The sequence below is a fragment of the Bradyrhizobium jicamae genome (assembly GCF_001440395.1).
Lineage (GTDB): Bacteria > Pseudomonadota > Alphaproteobacteria > Rhizobiales > Xanthobacteraceae > Bradyrhizobium > Bradyrhizobium jicamae.
On the sequence record NZ_LLXZ01000024.1, the window covers coordinates 1 to 18,288 of the forward strand.

Annotated in this window: 19 protein-coding genes, 2 tRNA genes and 1 pseudogene; 7 read left to right on the forward strand and 15 right to left on the reverse strand. The window is 61.8% G+C overall.

From position 1 onward, the window contains the following. The 5 genes from CQ12_RS04400 to ygfZ all read right to left on the reverse strand — a co-directional run. Positions 1–212, reverse strand: a 212-nt coding sequence (locus tag CQ12_RS04400) for a hypothetical protein (RefSeq protein WP_157087997.1), incomplete at its 3' end; no start/stop codon positions are given. A 168-nt stretch (positions 213–380) separates the two neighbouring features. After that, positions 381–887, reverse strand: a complete 507-nt coding sequence (locus CQ12_RS04405) for a tyrosine phosphatase family protein (protein WP_057834146.1) — start codon at positions 885–887, stop codon at positions 381–383. Between the two features lie 186 nt (positions 888–1,073). Beyond that, positions 1,074–1,685, reverse strand: coding sequence for a YfbR-like 5'-deoxynucleotidase (locus CQ12_RS04410; RefSeq protein WP_057834147.1), 612 nt, complete (start codon positions 1,683–1,685; stop codon positions 1,074–1,076). Next, on the reverse strand, positions 1,682–2,308 hold the full coding sequence (locus CQ12_RS04415) for a DNA-3-methyladenine glycosylase I (RefSeq protein ID WP_057834148.1): 627 nt from the start codon (positions 2,306–2,308) through the stop codon (positions 1,682–1,684). Before CQ12_RS04415 ends, CQ12_RS04410 begins: the two co-directional genes overlap by 4 nt. Next, positions 2,305–3,186 carry a CAF17-like 4Fe-4S cluster assembly/insertion protein YgfZ gene (ygfZ, locus tag CQ12_RS04420; protein ID WP_057834149.1) on the reverse strand — a complete coding sequence of 294 codons (882 nt, stop codon included), beginning with the start codon at positions 3,184–3,186 and terminating at the stop codon, positions 2,305–2,307. Before ygfZ ends, CQ12_RS04415 begins: the two co-directional genes overlap by 4 nt. A gap of 138 nt (positions 3,187–3,324) precedes the next feature. On the opposite strand from ygfZ, the gene CQ12_RS04425 reads away from it, so the two are divergent. Beyond that, the gene (locus tag CQ12_RS04425) at positions 3,325–4,659 is read left to right on the forward strand and encodes a dihydroorotase (protein WP_057834150.1); all 1,335 of its coding nucleotides are present in this window, start codon (positions 3,325–3,327) and stop codon (positions 4,657–4,659) included. A gap of 136 nt (positions 4,660–4,795) precedes the next feature. Here CQ12_RS04425 and CQ12_RS04430 read toward each other — a convergent pair whose 3' ends face one another. The 5 genes from CQ12_RS04430 to CQ12_RS04450 all read right to left on the reverse strand — a co-directional run bounded on the left by CQ12_RS04430 (position 4,796) and on the right by CQ12_RS04450 (position 7,319). Beyond that, the gene (locus tag CQ12_RS04430) at positions 4,796–5,062 is read right to left on the reverse strand and encodes a hypothetical protein (protein WP_057834164.1); all 267 of its coding nucleotides are present in this window, start codon (positions 5,060–5,062) and stop codon (positions 4,796–4,798) included. Between the two features lie 153 nt (positions 5,063–5,215). Further along, a complete protein-coding gene (locus tag CQ12_RS04435; RefSeq protein WP_057834151.1) occupies positions 5,216–5,854 on the reverse strand; it encodes an HAD family hydrolase in 639 nt (212 codons plus the stop codon). A gap of 6 nt (positions 5,855–5,860) precedes the next feature. Beyond that, positions 5,861–6,238 carry a TIGR02301 family protein gene (locus tag CQ12_RS04440; RefSeq protein ID WP_057834152.1) on the reverse strand — a complete coding sequence of 126 codons (378 nt, stop codon included), beginning with the start codon at positions 6,236–6,238 and terminating at the stop codon, positions 5,861–5,863. A gap of 43 nt (positions 6,239–6,281) precedes the next feature. Continuing rightward, on the reverse strand, positions 6,282–6,710 hold the full coding sequence (locus CQ12_RS04445) for an NUDIX hydrolase (RefSeq protein WP_057834153.1): 429 nt from the start codon (positions 6,708–6,710) through the stop codon (positions 6,282–6,284). A gap of 93 nt (positions 6,711–6,803) precedes the next feature. Continuing rightward, positions 6,804–7,319 carry a hypothetical protein gene (locus CQ12_RS04450; RefSeq protein ID WP_057834154.1) on the reverse strand — a complete coding sequence of 172 codons (516 nt, stop codon included), beginning with the start codon at positions 7,317–7,319 and terminating at the stop codon, positions 6,804–6,806. Positions 7,320–7,381: 62 nt separating this feature from the next. On the opposite strand from CQ12_RS04450, the gene CQ12_RS04455 reads away from it, so the two are divergent. Beyond that, positions 7,382–8,143, forward strand: a complete 762-nt coding sequence (locus tag CQ12_RS04455; protein ID WP_057834155.1) for an SOS response-associated peptidase — start codon at positions 7,382–7,384, stop codon at positions 8,141–8,143. A 106-nt stretch (positions 8,144–8,249) separates the two neighbouring features. On the opposite strand, the gene CQ12_RS04460 is transcribed toward CQ12_RS04455, so the two are convergent. Genes CQ12_RS04460 through CQ12_RS04475 form a run of 4 tightly spaced genes read right to left on the reverse strand, consistent with a single transcriptional unit; the run spans position 8,250 to position 11,736 of the window. Beyond that, complete coding sequence (locus tag CQ12_RS04460; protein WP_057834156.1) at positions 8,250–8,831, reverse strand: NUDIX hydrolase; 582 nt, start codon at positions 8,829–8,831, stop codon at positions 8,250–8,252. 15 nt (positions 8,832–8,846) lie between these two features. Next, entirely contained in the window at positions 8,847–9,296 is a 450-nt protein-coding gene (locus CQ12_RS04465) for a GNAT family acetyltransferase (RefSeq protein WP_198164067.1), read from the reverse strand. An 8-nt stretch (positions 9,297–9,304) separates the two neighbouring features. Then, a complete protein-coding gene (locus CQ12_RS04470; protein ID WP_057834165.1) occupies positions 9,305–10,732 on the reverse strand; it encodes an FAD-binding oxidoreductase in 1,428 nt (475 codons plus the stop codon). An 11-nt stretch (positions 10,733–10,743) separates the two neighbouring features. Continuing rightward, positions 10,744–11,736 (reverse strand): L-threonylcarbamoyladenylate synthase, encoded by a 993-nt coding sequence (locus CQ12_RS04475; RefSeq protein ID WP_057834158.1) that lies wholly within the window; start codon positions 11,734–11,736, stop codon positions 10,744–10,746. 69 nt (positions 11,737–11,805) lie between these two features. Between CQ12_RS04475 and CQ12_RS04480 the strand changes: the two genes are divergently transcribed. After that, a tRNA-Pro gene (locus CQ12_RS04480) sits at positions 11,806–11,882 on the forward strand. Between the two features lie 8 nt (positions 11,883–11,890). Here the strand turns inward: CQ12_RS04480 and CQ12_RS04485 are convergent. Continuing rightward, entirely contained in the window at positions 11,891–13,138 is a 1,248-nt protein-coding gene (locus CQ12_RS04485) for a site-specific integrase (protein ID WP_057834159.1), read from the reverse strand. Between the two features lie 464 nt (positions 13,139–13,602). On the opposite strand from CQ12_RS04485, the gene CQ12_RS04490 reads away from it, so the two are divergent. The 4 genes and pseudogenes from CQ12_RS04490 to CQ12_RS43375 form a co-directional block, all read left to right on the forward strand. Next, positions 13,603–13,670, forward strand: a tRNA-Met gene (locus CQ12_RS04490). A 764-nt stretch (positions 13,671–14,434) separates the two neighbouring features. Then, positions 14,435–16,198 carry an SIR2 family NAD-dependent protein deacylase gene (locus CQ12_RS04495; protein ID WP_057834160.1) on the forward strand — a complete coding sequence of 588 codons (1,764 nt, stop codon included), beginning with the start codon at positions 14,435–14,437 and terminating at the stop codon, positions 16,196–16,198. Beyond that, positions 16,195–17,604, forward strand: coding sequence for an argonaute/piwi family protein (locus CQ12_RS04500; protein ID WP_057834161.1), 1,410 nt, complete (start codon positions 16,195–16,197; stop codon positions 17,602–17,604). Before CQ12_RS04495 ends, CQ12_RS04500 begins: the two co-directional genes overlap by 4 nt. A 103-nt stretch (positions 17,605–17,707) precedes the next feature. Beyond that, a pseudogene (locus tag CQ12_RS43375) lies at positions 17,708–18,288 on the forward strand (hypothetical protein); the annotation flags it as partial.

Here is an 18,288-nt window from a genome sequence, read left to right on the forward strand (position 1 = left end):
GGGGCCGCGCCTGGAGCCGTCGGCAGGCTCTGCTCGAATGCCTCGAACGCGGTGAGCGGCGGCGGCACGGATGCGGCTCCGGCCGCCGGCGCGGCCTGGAATGCCTCCAGGCGCTGGCGCAACTCCGCCACCTGATTCGTGGCCTTCCGCGCAAAGATCAGGGCGATGATCGCGATCACGAGCGCGAAGAAAGAGAAGGGGTCGTCGAACATCGGGCCTCCTGGCGGGCGCGTCAGAGCATTAACCGGCCACGTCCACAGCCCGGTTGCAATCCTGTGTGCGTCTTTGTCCGCTAAAAGTTCAAATCACGCCCGGCCGGCAGTGTCGCACGCTTTGCAACAAAGCATATGGCTTTTTCGTGCCGTGCCCTTGGAGAGGCTCTATTCCAGATCGAGTTGGAAGGGCCGGCCCTCGACCGTCATGCTGCCCGGGCCCATTTCATCGAGCGCCCGCAGCATCCGCCCCTCGCGCCCCAGCGCCCTGTCGGCGAGGCTGACGATCAGCCGGTTTGGGGAAGCGATCGGCGAGCGGGCGCGGATTTGCCGGGCGATCTCGACCTCGTCGCGGTGCGGATTGAGCGCACAGGCGGCGGCAAAGGCGCTCGCCGTCGAGCGGCTGATGCCGGCATAGCAATGCACCACCATCGGCGCGCTGCGGTCCCAGCCCCGAACGAAATTCAGGACCCTCTCGATATGCTCGACCGACGGTGCAACGAAGCCGTCCATGTCCTCGGTGATGTCGTCCATCGACACCCTCAGATGGTTGGCCTCGAGTATCGAAGCCGGACGCAGCACCTGATCGACATTGGCCATCACGGAGAGAATGTGGCTGGCGCCGGTGGCTCTCACGGTCTCGGGAAGTGCGGCAAGCGAGCAGACGTGAAGCATGGCGTTCCCTGGATATTCTTGGCTGCCGCGATTATAGCGCTGCCCGTAGGGTGGGCAAAGGCGCACTTTTGCGCCGTGCCCACCATCTTACTTCCGCAGGAAATGGTGGGCACACGGAGCCTGTCATCGGGCGCGCTTTCGCGCGCTCCGTTGGCTTTTGCCCACCCTGTGGCGCAACAGGTCCGTTCAGCCAAGAAGCAGATTAAATCGCGCCAAAAACTGCTTCTCAGCCCGGGCTGCGGTCCACGGCGTCAGGTAGTCGCGCACCGTGGCCTCGGGCAGGCCGGGGTCCCTGCCGAACAGGCGCTTCGCTTCGCTGACCGAAAATCCTGCCAGATGGGTGGCTTCGAGATACGCCGCACCGCGATCGGCCGCCTTGATGGCTTTTGTAATCTCGTCGGCAATCGTCGGCGGCAGGCCGAAGCGAATATGGATTGCCGCGAGCAGCCGCTTTTCCACCACCTTGTAGTCGCCGCCGAGCACCGCCTTGAACGGCGAAATCATGTCGCCGATGACATATTCGGGCGCATCGTGCAGCATCGCGGCGAGGCGGAAGCTGATATCGACGCGCGGCATCTGCTCGCGCATCACGGCTTCGACCAGAAGCGTGTGCTGCGCCACCGAGAAGATATGCGCGCCGCTGGTCTGCCCGTTCCAGCGCGCGACACGCGCCAAGCCATGGGCGATGTCGGCGATCTCGATATCGAGCGGGGAGGGGTCGAGCAGGTCGAGCCGCCGCCCCGACAGCATCCGCTGCCAGGCCCGCGTGTCGACGCTGGACGATTTGCGCGCCGTCATTTGGCCTTGAGGCGGGGCTTGCGAAGCTTGCCGCTGCAGGTCTCGTGGCAGTAGCAGGTGACGAGATGGTCGTTGACCATGCCGGTGGCCTGCATGAAGGCGTAGACGATGGTCGGGCCGACGAACTTGAAGCCGCGCGCGCCGAGCTCCTTTGAAATCTTGACCGACAGCGGCGTCGAGGCCGGCACGCTCGCCGTGGTCTTGAACTGGTTGACGACGGGCTTGCCGTCGACGAAGTCCCACAGGAACCTGGAAAAGCCCGCGCCTTCTTCCATGATCTTCAGATAGCCCTTGGCGCTGTTGACGGCGCCCTCGATCTTGGCGCGGTTGCGCACGATGCCGGCATCGTTCATCAGCGCGTGTATTTTCTTGTCGCTGTAGCGCGCGATCTTCTCGGGTTGGAAATCGTCGAACGCCTTGCGGAAGTTTTCGCGCTTGCGCAGAATCGTGATCCACGACAGCCCGGCCTGGAAGCCGTCGAGGATCAGCTTCTCGTACAGCGCACGGTCGTCATATTCGGGCACACCCCATTCGGTGTCGTGATAGGCCATGTAGAACGGGTCTTCGCCGGGCCACGGGCACCGCAGCTTTCCGTCAGGGTGCAGTCGCGCAGATTTGCTCATGCGACGGTCTGCTTCGGTGGGATGCGAACCTCGTTTGGATCGGTCAGCCGGATCGCAAGGCCGCCCGCAGTCAGCGAAAGCCCTGCATCGAGCGCATCCGCGACGCGGTCGATCCGCACCAGCGCGAGGCCGTGGCCGCCGGCGGTCGATCCCATGGTGCCGACCTGCTTGTCGCCGCCGAGAACGGCGACGCCCGTCTCCGGCGAAAAATCTTCGAGCGTGACACGCACGACCCGAGTCCGCGCGGTGCCGCGATGCTGCATCCGCGACACCACTTCCTGGCCGACATAGCAGCCCTTGTCGAAATCGACGCCGTGCAGGCGGTCCATATTGGTCTCGTGCGGAAACGCGTCGCTGTACATGAAGTCGAGCCCGCCGCGCGGCACGCCCAGCGCAATGCGATGCACCTCGTAGGCGTCGCTGTCGACGAGATCGGCGCCGATCACGTCGGCGACCTTCTGCTTGAGATCTTCCGACACGAGGATACGCCAGCCGAGTGCCTCATGCCGCGGATCGGCAAAGGCGAGATCGGGCTGCATCGCGGGCTCGCCGTCCCACGCCGCCAGCACACCCATGCTGTTGGAGATATTCTCCACCGCGACCTTGGCGCGCAGCTTGTAGAAGCCGAGCTTGTCGGCGAGGTTTTGCGCCAGCGCGCGGGGCGCATCGATCAGGAAGCCGCCGCCATGACCGTCCGGGGCTTCGGTGATCAGGAAGTCGGCCGTGACCTTGCCCTGCGGCGTCAGCAGCGCGCCGAACCGGCCAAGGCCGGGCTGCAGCAGCGCGACGTCGGTGGTGATGAGGCCGTTGAGGAAGTTGCGGGCATCCTCGCCGCTCACCTTGACCACGCCCCGGTCTGGAAGAAACGCTGCTTTCATAAGCTAAAACGGCCTCTTTTGATGCTTATCTGAAGTTCCTGGGAAAACGCAGGTGACGGATATCCCATGCGAAGTTAAGGCGCTAAGGTGTTGCCAACAAGCCCTGTACGAGAGCCTTAAAGCAGGCGTCGAGGACCGATGAATCAACGATTTGATACCATTCTAAAATCCGGCACCGTGGTCAATCAGGACGGGGAGGGCATCCGCGACATCGGCATTTCCAATGGCCGGATCGCCGCCATCGGCGGATTGGGACAGGCTTCCGCCGGCGAGACCATCGACTGCAAGGGGCTGCACATCCTGCCCGGGGTGATGGACACGCAGGTGCATTTCCGCGAGCCCGGGCTGACGCACAAGGAAGACCTCGAGACCGGCTCGCGCAGCGCCGTGATGGGCGGCGTCACTGCGGTGTTCGAGATGCCGAACACCAATCCGCTGACGGTCACCGAGGAGACCTTCACCGCCAAGATCAAGGCCGGCCACCATCGCATGCATTGCGATTTTGCCTTCTTCATCGGCGGCACGCGCGAGAATGTGAACCATCTGCCTGAACTCGAGCGCGCGCCAGGTTGCGCCGGCGTCAAGGTGTTCATCGGCTCCTCTACCGGTGCGCTATTGGTCGAGGACGACGAAAGCCTGCGGCGCATCTTCCAGGTGATCCGCCGCCGCGCCGCCTTTCACGCCGAGGACGAATACCGCCTCAACGATCGCAAGCCGATCCGCGTCGAGGGCGATCCGCGCTCGCATCCGATATGGCGCGATGAGACCGCGGCGCTGATGGCGACGCAGCGGCTGGTCAATCTGGCGCGCGAGACCGGCAAGCGTATCCACGTGCTGCATATCTCCACCAAGGAGGAGATCGAGTACTTAAGGGATCACAAGGACGTCGCGTCCTGCGAGGCGACGCCGCATCATCTGACCATGGCCGCGCCCGAATGCTATGAGCGGCTCGGCACGCTGGCCCAGATGAACCCGCCGGTGCGCTCGGCCGATCACCGCGAAGGTATCTGGCGCGGCATCGAGCAAGGCATCGTCGACGTGCTCGGCTCCGACCATGCGCCGCATACGCTGGAGGAGAAGGCCAAGCCCTATCCGGCCTCGCCCTCGGGCATGACCGGCGTGCAGACGCTGGTGCCGTTGATGCTCGATCACGTCAATGCCGGGCGGCTGTCGCTGGCGCGTTTCGTCGATCTCACCAGCGCCGGCCCCGCGCGCCTGTTCAACATCGCCTGCAAAGGCCGTATCGCCGCCGGCTATGACGCCGATTTCACCATCGTCGATCTGAAGCGCAGCGAGACCATCACCAACAAATGGGTGGCCTCGCGCGCGGGCTGGACGCCCTATGACGGCGTTCGCGTCACCGGCTGGCCGGTCGGCACCTTCGTCCGCGGCAAGCGCGTGATGTGGCAGGGCGAGGTGGCGACGCCGTCCACCGGCGAGCCGGTGCGGTTTCTGGAGACGTTGAAGGCGTAGGGCGCAGCATCGCCCCATACGCAAGTGTCGTCACCCGCGCATGCGGGTGATCCAGTATTCCAGACGTTAGCGATTGAATCGATAGGCCGCGGCGTACTGGATCGCCCGCTTTCGCGGGCGATGACAGCGGAGTAAATTACTGCTTCGCCAATGCCAGCGAAAATTCGCCGTTGCGCACGCGAGCGGAGAGACCATCCGCGAATTTCGCCACCGCATCCTCGCCATAGGTCGAAACCAGTTCGGCCAGCGCCGCGAACAGGCTCGCCTGCGCCAGGCAATCGCCATCGACGCCGTCGTGCCGCGCTTCCGCCCAGGCCTCGCTCAGGTAGCTCAGCGCGGTCTGCTTCTGTTCGTGATCAGGAAGCGGGTCGCGGGCGGTCGGAAAGGCGGCTGGGCGGCTCATGAAGCTCAACGAAATCTGCGCGCGAACCAGGGCGGAACGCATCCTAACGCGATAAGCTGTAGCATGCGGTGCTGCTACGCCTAGGTCACATCTTTAGGAAAGGTTAACGGCGCTGTTGATATTTGCGGCGGCGGTTCCGCGAGGTCGCCGACATCAGGATATGCAGCCGAGAATCGCGCCCGGCGTCGCGCAGACATGGTGCGCGCCCGCGCCCAGCAACTCGTCGCGGCTGCCGTAGCCGTACAGCACGCCGATGCCCTTCATGCCGTTGTTTTTTGCGCCGACCATGTCGTGGCTGCGGTCGCCGATCATCAGGGTTTTGGACGGATCGACGCCGACTTCTTTCAGCGCGTATTCCAGCAGATGCGATTTGTCCACGCGGGTGCCGTCGAGTTCGGAGCCGAACACGCGCTCGAAGTGATGGCGCAGGCCGAAATGATCGATGATGCGCTCGGCGAACACGTGCGGCTTGCTGGTCGCGACGAACAGCCGGTGACCCGATGCGCAGAGCGAGGTCAGCACCTCGCCGATGCCGTCGTAGACGCCATTTTCGTAGAGGCCGACGTCGGAAAATCGCTCGCGGTAGAACGATACGGCGTGGTCCGCCGAATGATCGCTCCCCAGCAATCTCACGAAGCTGGCGCGCAGCGGCGGTCCGATACACCATGTCAGTTCGTCTGCGGTCGGGATCGTTGGATGATCGAGCCGTTGCAGCGCGTACTGGATCGAGCGGGTGATGCCCGGCTTGGGGTCTGTCAGCGTTCCGTCGAGGTCGAAATAGATGGCGTCCATGGCCCCTCAGTTCGCGTAGCGCGCGGTGAGGTCGCGCGAAATCTTTGAACCTTCCTCGATATATCTGCGAATCGCGACCGTAGCTGCGGGCGTGCAGGTCCGGTAGGTCTGCTGAAATCCGTTATAGCCGCGGTTGAAGCCGGCGATCATGCGGGCGCGGCGGTCGCCGGAGGGGGTTTCGGCGTCGATCAGGGCCTGCATTTCGTTGCGCCATTTCGCCCCTTCGTTGGCGCCGCAGATGCCCCGGAGGTAGTGCAGGGTGCCCAGAATCTCGGCCAGCCGCTGCAGGTCACCGTCGAACGGCGCGGCGGCATCCTGGGCCCGCGCCGGGGCCAGATGGCATGCCGAAATCATGATGAGGGCGGCGAGGGCGTGCTTGAGCATTTGAGGGCCGATATGCCCCCTCGGGACGCCCGAAGCAAGGCGTCTAGACCAGCTTCCGGGCGGCCTCGATGACCTCCAGGAGGCCGCCGGTGACCTTGAGGTCGCCGACCGCCTCGGGCGCCAGCCATTTGAAATCGTCGTGTTCGTCGTTCAGGACCGGCTCCCGGGCCGTCCAGCGCGCCGCGAACGACATGATCACATAGTGCCCGCCGCCGCCGCCGCCGCCGGCTCCAGGCAGCACCTCGCGCCAGCCAGCGAGGCCCAAAATCTCGATTCTGAGCCCGGTTTCCTCGTCCACTTCGCGGTGGAGGGCGGTGTGCAGGGATTCGCCGAATTCGACGCGGCCGCCGGGGAGCGAGTAGAAGCCCTTGCCGGGCGAGCGGGCGCGGCGGACGAGGAGGACCTTGCCGTCGCGAAAAATCGCGCCGCTGACGGCGAGCTGGGGGCGGGTCGGCTGGACAGGGGAGGTCAAGAGACGATCCGGTAAGCAGGTTCCTGTGGAACGATCATGCCCGATCGGTCGGCACAGGTCTAATTGCAGTGCGTGGAGCCGGCGCTAGGCGGACTAGTTCGGCATCACCGCTTCGATGTCGGTGTCGGAATTGCCGTTGATGACGCCGCCGGCCAGCGCCACCAGCGGCTTGACCCACGCGGTGGCCTGCTCGGCCAGCGTAGAGCGGGTCTTGTCCTGCTGGGCCTCGCGCATCGCCTTGCCGACGGCGGTCAGGATCGAAGTCATGGTGGTGGTGAGCTTGTCGAAATCGGCGCGCACCTTGGGGTCGGCGCATTCATAGGCTTCGATCGCGAGGTCGCGGGCCTTGAAGTTGGAGGCCCAGAAATGCTCGGCGTAGGACAGCGGCGTCCAGGTGAGAAAATCCTCCGCGCATTCCGGCATGTCCGGAACCATTTCGAGCAGCATGATGGCTTCGTTGAAATGATTCAGGTAGTCGGTAGCAAGCCCGGTGCGGGGATTGATGTTGGCCGCGCGCAACTGTGCCGCGCGGGCCTCGTCGATAGGGACCGTCGTCGGTGGCGGCATCGGGCGATCGGATCGCACTTCTGTGGCGGCCGTAGCATTCATCCATTCCACTGTTAACATGGTGGGTTAACACGCATTAAACAGAAGCCTAAGTTGATCAGATAATGTGCGGACGTTTCGTTATTACCTCGCCGCCGGCGGCGCTTCGGCAGATCTTCGGCTATATCGAGCAGCCCAATTTCCCGCCGCGGTATAATATCGCGCCGACTCAACCGGTTCCGGTGGTCATTCTGGAAAATGGCGGCCGTCATTTTCGGCTAATGCGCTGGGGTCTGATCCCGGCCTGGGTCAAGGACCCCCGTAAATTTACGCTCCTGATCAATGCGCGGTCCGAGACGGTGCTCGACAAGCCCGCGTTCAAGAACGCGATCAAACGGCGGCGCGTCCTGATTCCGGCCGACGGTTATTACGAATGGCAGGATGCTGATGGTCGCAAGCGGCCGTTCTTCATCCATCGCCGCGATGGCCACCCCGTCGGCTTCGCCGCGCTGGCGGAGACCTGGATGGGGCCGAACGGCGAGGAGACCGACAGCGTCGCCATCGTCACCGCACCTGCCAGCCGCGATCTCGCTAGCCTGCATCATCGCGTGCCCGTGACGATCGCGCCCGAAGAGTTCGAGCGCTGGCTCGACAGCCGGATCAATGACGCCAGCGACGTGATGCAGCTATTGCGCGGGCCGGCTGAGGGCGAATTCGCCTGGCACGAGATTTCCACGCGCGTGAACCGCGTCGTCAATGACGACGCGCAATTGCTGCTGCCGATCACCGACGAGCAGCGGGCGGCGGAGGAGCCGAAGCCCGCGAAGCGTGCCGCGCCACGCAAGGCGACGGCGGAAGAGGATGACGGGCAGGGCTCGTTGTTTTGAGGCGTCGCGATTCTTGTAGGGTGGGCAAAGCGCAGCGTGCCCACCATCTATCCACCCAGCCGTCGTGAATGGTGGGCACGCTGCGCTTTGCCCACCCTACGACATCTCACCGAAAAATATTCAGCGCGGCGTATTGCAACAGCATGATGGTCTTGGCGTCGACGATGCGGCCGTCTGAAATCATCGCGAGCGCCTGGTCGATCGGCAGCTCCAGCACCTCAATGTCCTCGCCTTCTTCGACGAGGCCGCCGCCGTCGCCGACGCGCATCGAAGGGTCATACTCGGCGACGAAGAAATGCAATTTTTCGGTGACCGCGCCCGGACTCATGAAGGCTTCGAAGATCTTGCGGACTTCGCCGAGCCGGTAGCCGATTTCTTCCTCGGCCTCCGCGCGAATACGATGCTCCGGCGATGCGTCGTCGAGCATGCCCGCAGCGGCCTCGATCATCAGGTCGTCATAGCCGGCGAGGTAGGTCGGCAGACGGAACTGGCGTGTCAGCACGACGGTGCGGCTTGTGACACGATACGCCAGCAGCGCCGCGGCATGGCCGCGGTCGAACACTTCGCGCTTCATCGTCTGCCATTCGCCGTTGCCGCGGCGATAGTCGAACTCGACTTCGTTCAACCGGTAATGCCGGTCGGAGAGCACGCTGGTGTTCTTGATGCGGACACGATCGGAGATGCTCATGAAAATCCCTGGAGCTCACCGCGGGGGTTCGCGGCCGTCGAGCCATTTGCTGAAGAACAGGATCTTCTGCTCGCCGAATCCGATCGACTGGTAGAACGCGGCAACGCCGGAGTTTTCGGGGCGCACCAGCAATTGCAGCTTCGGTACGCCGGCGGCGCGCAGCCAGTCTTCGGCTGCGTTCATGATGGCGCGGCCATAGCCCTTGGCGCGACGATCGGGATCGGTGGCGACGTAATAGACCCAGCCGCGATGCCCGTCATGGCCGACCATCGCGGTGGCGACGATCGCGCCACCGTCGCGGCCGATCAGCACGGTCGAATGCGGACCGCGGCGGGCCAGCGCAATGTCGGAGGCGGGATCGTTCCACGGCCGCGTCAGGCCGCAGGCCTGCCACAGCGCGATCACGGTTGCAACGTCGGCATCGGTGATGTCGGCGATGGCGAGCGCGGGAACTGTTTTTGTCACCGGCGCGGTCACAGCACCTTGCCGGGATTCATGATGCCCTGCGGATCGAGCATCGCCTTGATGCCGCGCATCAGTTCGATCGCGACCTTGTCCTTCACATCAGGCAATTCATCGCGCTTGAGCACGCCGATGCCGTGCTCGGCCGAAATCGATCCGCCCATCCGCAGCACGATGGCGAACACGACCTCGTTGACCTCATGCCAGCGCGACATGAAGTCGGCGGTGTTGCCGCCGACCGGCTGGCTGACATTGTAGTGGATGTTGCCGTCGCCGAGATGGCCGAACGGCACCGGCCGCGAGCCCGGGATCAGCTTCACCACCGCTGCGTTGGCTTCCTCGATGAACGCGGGCACCGCCGCGACCGGCACCGAGATGTCGTGCTTGATCGAGCCGCCTTCCGGCTTCTGCGCCGCCGACATTTCGTCGCGCAGTTTCCAGAACCCGGCGCGCTGCGTCAGGTTCGCCGCGATCACGGCATCATCGACGATGCCTTCCTCCATTCCCTTGGCAAGAATCGATTCCAGTGCGGCGCCGGCGTCGTCGCGGGAGGACGACAATTCCATCAGCACGTACCAGGGGTGCTTGGTCGTGAGGGGATCGCGGATGTCGATGCCGTGACGCAGGCTGAAATCGACGGCGATGTCGGCCAGCAATTCGAAGCTCGTGAGGCTGCCGGCGGCCTCGTTCTGCGCGATCGACAGCAGTTTGAGCGCCTGCGCCGGCGATTGCAGGCCGACATAGGCGGTCTCCACCGCATGCGGCTTCTGGAACAGTTTTAGCGTCGCCGCGGTGATGATGCCGAGCGTGCCTTCGGCGCCGATGAAGAGATTGCGCAGATCATAGCCGGTATTGTCCTTCTTCAGTTTCGACAACCCGTTCAGGATCCGCCCGTCGGCCAGCACCACTTCCAGCCCGAGCGCCATCTCGCGCGCCACGCCATAGGCCAGCGCGGCGGTGCCGCCGGCATTGGTGGAGAGATTGCCGCCGATGGTGCAGCTTCCTTCCGCGCCGAGCGACAGCGGGAACAGGCGGTCGACCTCGGCCGCGCGCTGTTGCGCGATCTGCAGCACAACGCCGGCCTCACACGTCATGGTGTTGGATGCGGGGTCGATGTCGCGGATCTTGTCCAGCCGCCGCAGCGAGACGACGACCTCGCCATGATGCGGGGTCTGGCCGCCGACGAGGCCGGTATTGCCGCCCTGCGGCACCAGCGCGATTCTGTGCTCGCTGGCGAGCTTGCAGATCGCGGACACTTCCGCCGTCGAGCCGGGCCTCAGCACCAGCGGCGAGCGGCCGTGAAACAGGTCGCGTTCCTCGGTGACATAGGGCGCAATATCGGCCGCATCGGTCACCGCATACTTGTCGCCGACGATGGCGCGGAATTTTGCGATGAGTTCGGCGGGAAGCGGCGGCACGGAATTCTGGACGACATTCATTTTCTTCTCTTTCATTCCCGCCCCACAGCTGCGCGCCGCAGCCGGTCGTTGATGGCTTCGCCCAATCCCTCGTCCGGGATGGGCATCACCGCGATGGTGCGCGCGCCCTTGGCGTCGAGCGCGCGAAGATGGCCGAACAGGTTGGCGGCGGCCTCGTCGAGGTCGCCCCGCTCCGACAGATTCATCACGTGCGAGGCGGCGTCAATTCCCGAAATTGCTCCGAGGCCGAACGCGAGCAATGCTTCGCCGTACTCCAGCCCGACCGCGTTCAGCCGCACACGCGCGCGCGGCGCGTAGTGCGAGGCCAGCATGCCCGGCGCCAGCGGCTGTCCGTTGTCGCTTTCGGCATCCGCCGGCGGTTGCAGGAGCGCGCGGCCGAGCACGCGCTCGATCTCGGCGCGCGGCAGGCCGCCGGGACGCAGCAGCATCGGTTCCTCAAAGCAGCCGATGATGGTCGATTCAACGCCGACCTCGACGGCGCCGCCATCGACGATCACGTCGATCCGCCCTGCGAGATCGGCGTGCACGTGGGCGGCCGCGGTCGGCGAGACGTGGCCCGAGATGTTTGCGGATGGCGCCACCACCGGGCCGCCGAACACGCGCAGAATGTCGCGCGCGATCCTGTGGGCCGGAATGCGGACGGCGACCGTATCGAGGCCCGCGGTTGCGAGATCGGCGACCGCGCAATCTTGCGTCTTCGGCAGCACCAGCGTCAGCGGGCCGGGCCAGAACGCTTCCGCCAGCGCCGTCGCCGCGGTGTCGAAACGGGCGATCTGCCGTGCGGCGCTGATATCGCCGACATGGGCGATCAGCGGATTGAAGGCCGGCCGGCCCTTGGCCTGGTAGAGGCGCGCGATCGCGGCCGGATTGGTGGCATCGGCGCCGAGGCCGTAGACGGTTTCGGTCGGAAACGCCACCAGCCCGCCCTCGGCCAGCGCACGCGCGGCCGCCGCCACGGCGGCCTCTCCGGCAGGTAAAATCTGGGTTTTCAGGCCAACAATCACTGTGATTAATTTCCTTAATTCGGCTGCTTGCGGTCGCCGAAACCCAAGGCTATAAGCCGCCTTCCAAGTCGGAGTGTGGCTCAGCCCGGTAGAGCACTGCGTTCGGGACGCAGGGGTCGCAGGTTCGAATCCTGCCACTCCGACCATGAAATTCTTATGCTTTTCGTCTTTTTTCACGATAGGCAGCCAAGTCAACCCCGGAAATAACCCCAGATACGCTGTTCTGCTTTGGTTTCGAGGTGATTGCGCTGGCCGCGTCGCGTAAGAACTCCGGATGGTGATGGCCGTAGGTGTCGAGCAGAACCTCGACGGACATCCCGAGGAACCCAGCCGCTTTCCAGGGATCAGCCCCGCGTTGCATCAGCCACGTTGCAGCCGTGTGCCGCAAGGTGTGGGGCGTGACCTTTCCCTGCTCGGTGGATAGGCGCGCAAGCCTGACAGCACTCCGGAATCCGGTCTTCACCGATTTCAAAGCCGCGCCATTGAACTCAACGAAGTGCGATATGATCGCATCCGTTCGAACCCAGCGTCGCATATGTGTGAGCAGGCGATCGGGCAAGGGCGCCGGTGGCTGGCGCTTCTTGGTGCCTGTCTGACCCTGTGCAAGCCTGTAAAAGATGCCGTGCTCCAGGTCGACATATGATCGACCTTCATCGCGATACGGCGACGCGGATGCGATGGCGCCGGCACGCGTGCCGGTGTAGAGGCCAATCAGGATGAAGCGTGCGATATGACGCAGTGGACGCTTATCCGTCTCTATTTTTTGATTCTTCAAAGCGCCGCGATGACGCGTTTGCACTTCGCGATATCGCCAGCAGGTCCACAAAAGAGCAGCAGCTTCGCTGCGTGTCAGCCACCGGTCCCGGCCGCGCCCTTTGGCTGGCAGTGCCACACGAATCAGGCCGCGGTGAAGGCCTTCGCGCGAATGATGGTTGATCGCCGCGCGCAGATCTTCAAGGTCGCGGCGGGCTCCACCTGGACGGCCGCGCGCTCTAACATACTTTGAGCAGGTATGCGCATTCACTTCAACCAGCATCATGCCGCCGAAGAAATCGTTCAGGCGACCAATGCGATCGGCGAATTCTGTGATGTCGGTTTGCTTGGCTTTGCGCTCGAGATAAATGCCCTCGCGATGGGCGTGGTAGATTGCAAGTACGTCCGCGATATCGATATCCTCAATGTCGCGGGTCCGACGTGAAGGTTGATATTTTGAGACGATGTAGTCGGCTAGGGCGTCCTCTGCGGCCTTTGGCGGCTTTCTTTCAGCTTCGCCCGCAAAGACTCCTGTGGCAATTTCCCGTTCTCCGTCACGGATGGTCCAGACGGCGTTGGCAATGACGCGTCCGTTCTTTCGCTTGGCCTTTCGTTTGTAGAGCCTTGGACCCTTGCTGATACGCGGCATAGTTCCCTCATGCGCTCAATATGTGCCAGCGTCGTAAAATCCTTGCCAGCAATGCGCTCGATGACGAGTCGGCCGCGCAACGCTTCCTTGCGAAGCCCGGAACTGGTCATCGATCCGTCGGGGAATGCCAACGAAGCTGCCGTGGACAGTCGAATGGGATCGTCGGGGTTGACGTCGCTTCGGCGTGTTGACGCTGCACTCATTGTAGCACGTTCGTGGGATGTCCAACTCTGCGCGCACAATTGCGCACCTCTGCGATGGTGACCCTCGCGACGACGAAAGAAAACGATATTCTCGTTGCATCCTAATCACCCACATCGAGTGCCCGCGTGTTTGCTCGGGTTCGCTCGTAGACAAGCGTAAATCAGGCTGACGCTGCGTAGTAGAAAAACCTGCGCGTTTCGCCGGCGGTTTCGACATGACGAACGGCAATTCAATCCTATGGCGCGCGATGTTATGTGAATTGCGGCGCACTGGCCGCGTCAGGCTCATAACCTGAAGGTCGCAAGTTCAAATCTTGCCCCCGCAACCAAATCTTAAGCCCTTGAGAGCGCATCGTTTTCGAGGGCTTTTTGCTGCTCTCAATTTGGCTGGAAATTTTGCTCGTGGAAGCGCCGTGGAAGCGGCAGGAAGAAAGTCGCAGCGTAGAATCGGCGGAAGGACACGCGGCTTAATGACTCGATTGTGATCGCTTAGGGAGCGTCGCAACTCACTAGATCACAGCGCGCGTGGCGGAGATCACGTGCGAGAGCGCTCACCGCCGCCGAACGTCCCGGCGTGTGCATACACAGAAGTGGTCTATCTGTGGAACAGGAGGTCGGTGGTTCGAGCCCACCCAACTGTACCAGCAAAATCAATAGCTTATTCTAGTCTACGCGCGAGCCAACGACCGTTAGCTACCACGTAGTTACCACGGCGACGGAAACGCAGTCAGGTTCTAAAAAAGCAGTCATTCGTAGTGACGGGCCACAGTTTCGAGTCCTGTTTGCAACATCACTCAACCTGATGAAATTGCCCCCGAGTCCTTTCCCCACCTTGCCGCCCATTGCCATCAAAAGCCGTTTATTATCAGTCCGTTAGACTGAGTCGGTTAGATCGATTACTGCGCATTACAATTTTCTACATGGCGGCACATGAATTTGCACCGGGAGCATTTAGGACTGTGCACTACCGGCGCGCCCATATTGTGAGCGCGAAATATTCTAACTACGGTAGTGCTCCTTCCCGCCACGGCAGTCCGGTCTGACAGACCAAATCAGCAGTTCCTGCCGGCTAACGCCAAGCGCACAAGCCTCCATGGAGCAAAGTGAACTCACGCAAAGGTTTGTCGCCCGACCTCAAGCGTTTGCTTGGTTCTTGGGTGCCGGAGCATCGCGTAGCGCGGGATTGCCCACGGCCACCGATATTTTGTGGGATATGAAGCGACGGTTTTATTGTCGCGAAGAAAACCAAGACATTGACCGGCAAGACCTGCAAAGCGATGCCATCCAGCATCGCATTCAGTCGTTCATGGAATCGCGCGGCTTTCCCAAAATGTGGGAAGACGGCGAATACGAGCGGTACTTCGAGCTTATCTTCGGGAACGATCGCGAAAAGCAGCGCGCCTATTTGCGCGGAATCCTCGCGCTGGACAAGGCGTCGCTCAGCGTCGGAAACCGAGTGCTCGGCGCGCTAATCGCGTCCAAGCTTGCGCCCGCAATCTTCACGACGAACTTTGATGACGTCGTCGAGACCGCGGTGGCAGAGGTCGGCGGCCAGGCCCTCGTGCCGTTTCACCTCGAAGGCAGCCACAATATCCTCAGCGCCTACAAAAACGAAGAATTCCCCATCTACTGCAAGCTGCACGGCGACTTCCGTTACGAGAGTATCAAAAACCTTACCGAAGATCTGAAAGCTCAGAACGACGACCTCGCTGCCGGTCTGCGGACCGCATGCAACCGCTTCGGCCTCATTCTCTGCGGCTACAGCGGGCGCGACAAAAGTGTCATGGAATTGCTGCACTCGGTCCTCGATACGACCAACCCCTATCCTCACGGCATCTATTGGACGTGCCTCAAGGGCTCGTCGCCCGCGCCGAGTGTCGAAGCCTTCGTGGCAGCGGCCCGCAAGAAGAGCGTCGACGCCCACACTGTATTCATCGAGACCTATGATGCACTTATGCTTCGCTTGTGGCGCAACACGCCGAATAAGGATCTTGCCCTCGACCACAAGGTAAGAGGATCGGCACTCACGCCGGTAGCCATACCGTTGCCGTCCACCGGGCATGGCGCTCCCATCGTCCGGCTGAACGCCCTTCCCCTCATCGCCTTGCCCAAAAAGTGCCATGCCTTGGAGACCACGCGCGCCCTGACATGGGACGATGTTCAGGCGTTGCGATCCCGTTCGGACGGTGCGGTCATGTTTACAAAGGCAGATAAAGTTCTCTGCTGGGGGGCGTCCAACGACGTCAAGACAGTCGTTGGTGCGGATTTTAGCGCGTTGAAGGAAGCCGATGTTCCCCAGGATTTGAATCTTGCGACCCATCTTCACATCAAGGGATTCGTCGAGGAGGCCGCTGTGGCCGCCCTCGCACGTGGAAAACCTCTCGTGCGGCGAACCAATCGTACATCGTCCTTCGTCATCGCCGCGCCGCAGGACGACCGCACCTCCGAGCTTTTGCCGATCACGAAAATCACCGGCAGGGCGGCCGGGATGATTGCCGGATTGATCGCGCCTCCGGATGAGTTTCATCCAGAAGCCGAACGCGTATCGTGGGCTGAGTGCGCCCGTATCTCCGTCGAGCAGAAAAACGGCAGGCATTGGATCGTCGTTGAGCCGGATGTCTGGATTTGGCCGACGCGCGCGCGGCGGCTGGCAATCGATTTTCTCGGGGAGCGGCGGAAGGACCGGCTCAACGCCAAATACAACGCATTGCTCGATGCCTGGATCAAAGTGCTCCTTGGTACGGCGGAGCGAAATACGGTCTCGACCGTGATGTCCTTCGACAAGGGGACTTTGATCGAGAACCCGCGCTTTGAGATCGGCTCCCGAAGCGCATTCACGCGGCGGGCGACGAAATGACCAACATGCCCGCCGAACTTGCCGGCTATTCGAAGATCGCGGAACCTTCGCTAGTCTTCGCCGGCGGAGGCACAAGTCGTCATCCGCTACTGGGGTTGATCGAGTCCGGTCCTTACGGCCTGAAATTTGGTACGCCTAGCGCCGTCCGACTGGCGATCATGGCGCCGAAGAAAGACATCCCCAAACTACAAAGGCTGGTCACCGAGTTCGAACAACGGGCGGTCCCACGAGAGGCCACCAATTATTATCCCGAGTATCCGGGGTTTTCCGCGCTGTTTAGAACACCGCTGCGCCCACCGACTGACCTACTTACGCTGACCTTCCCTGACGAGCTCGATGCCTATGCCAAACAGGGCAAGAAGCTCGATCTTGCAAGAGGCCTTTTCGACTGCATCGCCCAGCTGCGGGCCGTAAGGCTCAGCTTCGATGTCGTGCTTCTTTACCTGCCGCCGGAATGGGCCGATTGCTTTGAGGGCGAGAATTTTGATTTCCATGACTTCCTGAAAGCCTATTGCGCGCCCTCGAACATCCCGATCCAGATTGTTCGCAAGGGCAGTTTTGAGCGCGACTGCCGCGCGAACGTGATGTGGGGCATGAGCGTCGCGATCTACGCCAAGGCTGGCGGTTTCCCGTGGAAGCTTGCGAACATCGCAAAGGATGAAGCGTTCGTAGGAATCAGTTATGCGCTGAAGTCTGATAAAGCGGGAAATCTCTACAGCACCTGTTGCAGCCAGATTTTCGATCCGGACGGCACCGGCTTTCGCTTCGTTGCGTATGACGCCCGTGAATTTACGCAAGATCGCAAGCGAAATCCCTATCTCTCCTACTTTGAAATGCAATCCGTTCTGTCCCGGAGCCTTGAAATCTATCAGTCAGGGCATGCGGGCCGCTCGCCTTCGAAGGTCACTGTTCATAAGAATACCGAGTTCAAGGAAGAAGAAATCCTCGGCGCCATCGACAGCTTTCGAAAGGGAACGGAAGTCGAGTTGGTGCAAATCGTAAAAGACGTTCCGTGGCGCGGCATTCGATACGACGTGAATAAGCCAGAACCGTACAACTACCCCGTCGAGCGCGGCACATACCTGCCAATTGAGTCAAACGAAGCATTGCTTTGGACGCAAGGAAGTGTCCAAGGAGTCCACGTTAAGAATTCAAGCTGGAACGTCTACAAGGAGGGTATCCTCAAACCAACACCGTCTCCCATTCTTCTGCGGCGCTTTTCCGGAGCGGGTGGATGGCACGACACATGTTCAGGTATTCTCGGCCTTACTAAGATGGATTGGAACAACAACACACTTTACAAAAAACTTCCTGTGACGCTGGTTTATTCAAAAGCGTTTGCGGACATTCTTCAGCAAAACCCCAACATGGTCGACGACGTGTACGACTTCCGAAACTTTATGTGAGACGCGCCGATTTATGATCAGGTTTCGTCGGCTCACTCTAGCCACCTTGAATGCGTGGCTTACGACGGTTGTCGTAGGACCGTCATCGGTTGGAAGCTATCGCTTGAGGCTTTGGCGCGAGAACCGCGGCGCACTTGATGCGTTGAAAGTTGAACTTGATGCTTACCTTGCCGAGGCGTTCGACGACGCGAAGATGCGGTTGCGTCGTGGCTTCGAGGACCCACTTTCCCCGTTTTTAGACCCGCAGCTCGACCCTGCCGCAAATTACCCACGCGCTTTGCACCGCGTAACGCTGCAGGGCTACTTCGGTGAGACGCTCGCCGTCATTGCGGTCGAGCATTTCGGCGCTCACGGTCACAACGATTGGCTGGTCCCAGCATTCTTGTTTCGGTTTCACGATCAGGAGTTCCAGCATCTAGAGCTAATAAATGAGCGCATTCGCTCCGGACAGGTTCATGCGCCGGACGAAACCCGCGAGCAGCGGCCAGGCAGGACCGGCGACGATGGCCTTGCCTTTCGAATATCGGCAGATGGTCGTATCATCGATGTTTTGACCTTGGAAGCGAAGTGCCTTTCGGCGAACCGGCCTACGACGATCTCCGAAGCTCATTCGAAGCTCGCAGCCGCCAGTGGTTTGCCGTCTGGTGTCAGGGAACTAATAAATATCCTTGCAGACTACGATAC

Bases quoted from the DNA above. Each gene is read 5' to 3' on its own strand.
- CQ12_RS04405 (WP_057834146.1), bottom strand. From the start codon at position 887: ATGCTTCACGTCTGCTCGCTTGCCGCACTTCCCGAGACCGTGAGAGCC.
- CQ12_RS04410 (WP_057834147.1), bottom strand. From the start codon at position 1,685: ATGACGGCGCGCAAATCGTCCAGCGTCGACACGCGGGCCTGGCAGCGG.
- CQ12_RS04415 (WP_057834148.1), bottom strand. From the start codon at position 2,308: ATGAGCAAATCTGCGCGACTGCACCCTGACGGAAAGCTGCGGTGCCCG.
- ygfZ (WP_057834149.1), bottom strand. From the start codon at position 3,186: ATGAAAGCAGCGTTTCTTCCAGACCGGGGCGTGGTCAAGGTGAGCGGC.
- CQ12_RS04425 (WP_057834150.1), top strand. From the start codon at position 3,325: ATGAATCAACGATTTGATACCATTCTAAAATCCGGCACCGTGGTCAAT.
- CQ12_RS04430 (WP_057834164.1), bottom strand. From the start codon at position 5,062: ATGAGCCGCCCAGCCGCCTTTCCGACCGCCCGCGACCCGCTTCCTGAT.
- CQ12_RS04435 (WP_057834151.1), bottom strand. From the start codon at position 5,854: ATGGACGCCATCTATTTCGACCTCGACGGAACGCTGACAGACCCCAAG.
- CQ12_RS04440 (WP_057834152.1), bottom strand. From the start codon at position 6,238: ATGCTCAAGCACGCCCTCGCCGCCCTCATCATGATTTCGGCATGCCAT.
- CQ12_RS04450 (WP_057834154.1), bottom strand. From the start codon at position 7,319: ATGAATGCTACGGCCGCCACAGAAGTGCGATCCGATCGCCCGATGCCG.
- CQ12_RS04455 (WP_057834155.1), top strand. From the start codon at position 7,382: ATGTGCGGACGTTTCGTTATTACCTCGCCGCCGGCGGCGCTTCGGCAG.
- CQ12_RS04460 (WP_057834156.1), bottom strand. From the start codon at position 8,831: ATGAGCATCTCCGATCGTGTCCGCATCAAGAACACCAGCGTGCTCTCC.
- CQ12_RS04470 (WP_057834165.1), bottom strand. From the start codon at position 10,732: ATGAATGTCGTCCAGAATTCCGTGCCGCCGCTTCCCGCCGAACTCATC.
- CQ12_RS04485 (WP_057834159.1), bottom strand. From the start codon at position 13,138: ATGCCGCGTATCAGCAAGGGTCCAAGGCTCTACAAACGAAAGGCCAAG.
- CQ12_RS04495 (WP_057834160.1), top strand. From the start codon at position 14,435: ATGGAGCAAAGTGAACTCACGCAAAGGTTTGTCGCCCGACCTCAAGCG.
- CQ12_RS04500 (WP_057834161.1), top strand. From the start codon at position 16,195: ATGACCAACATGCCCGCCGAACTTGCCGGCTATTCGAAGATCGCGGAA.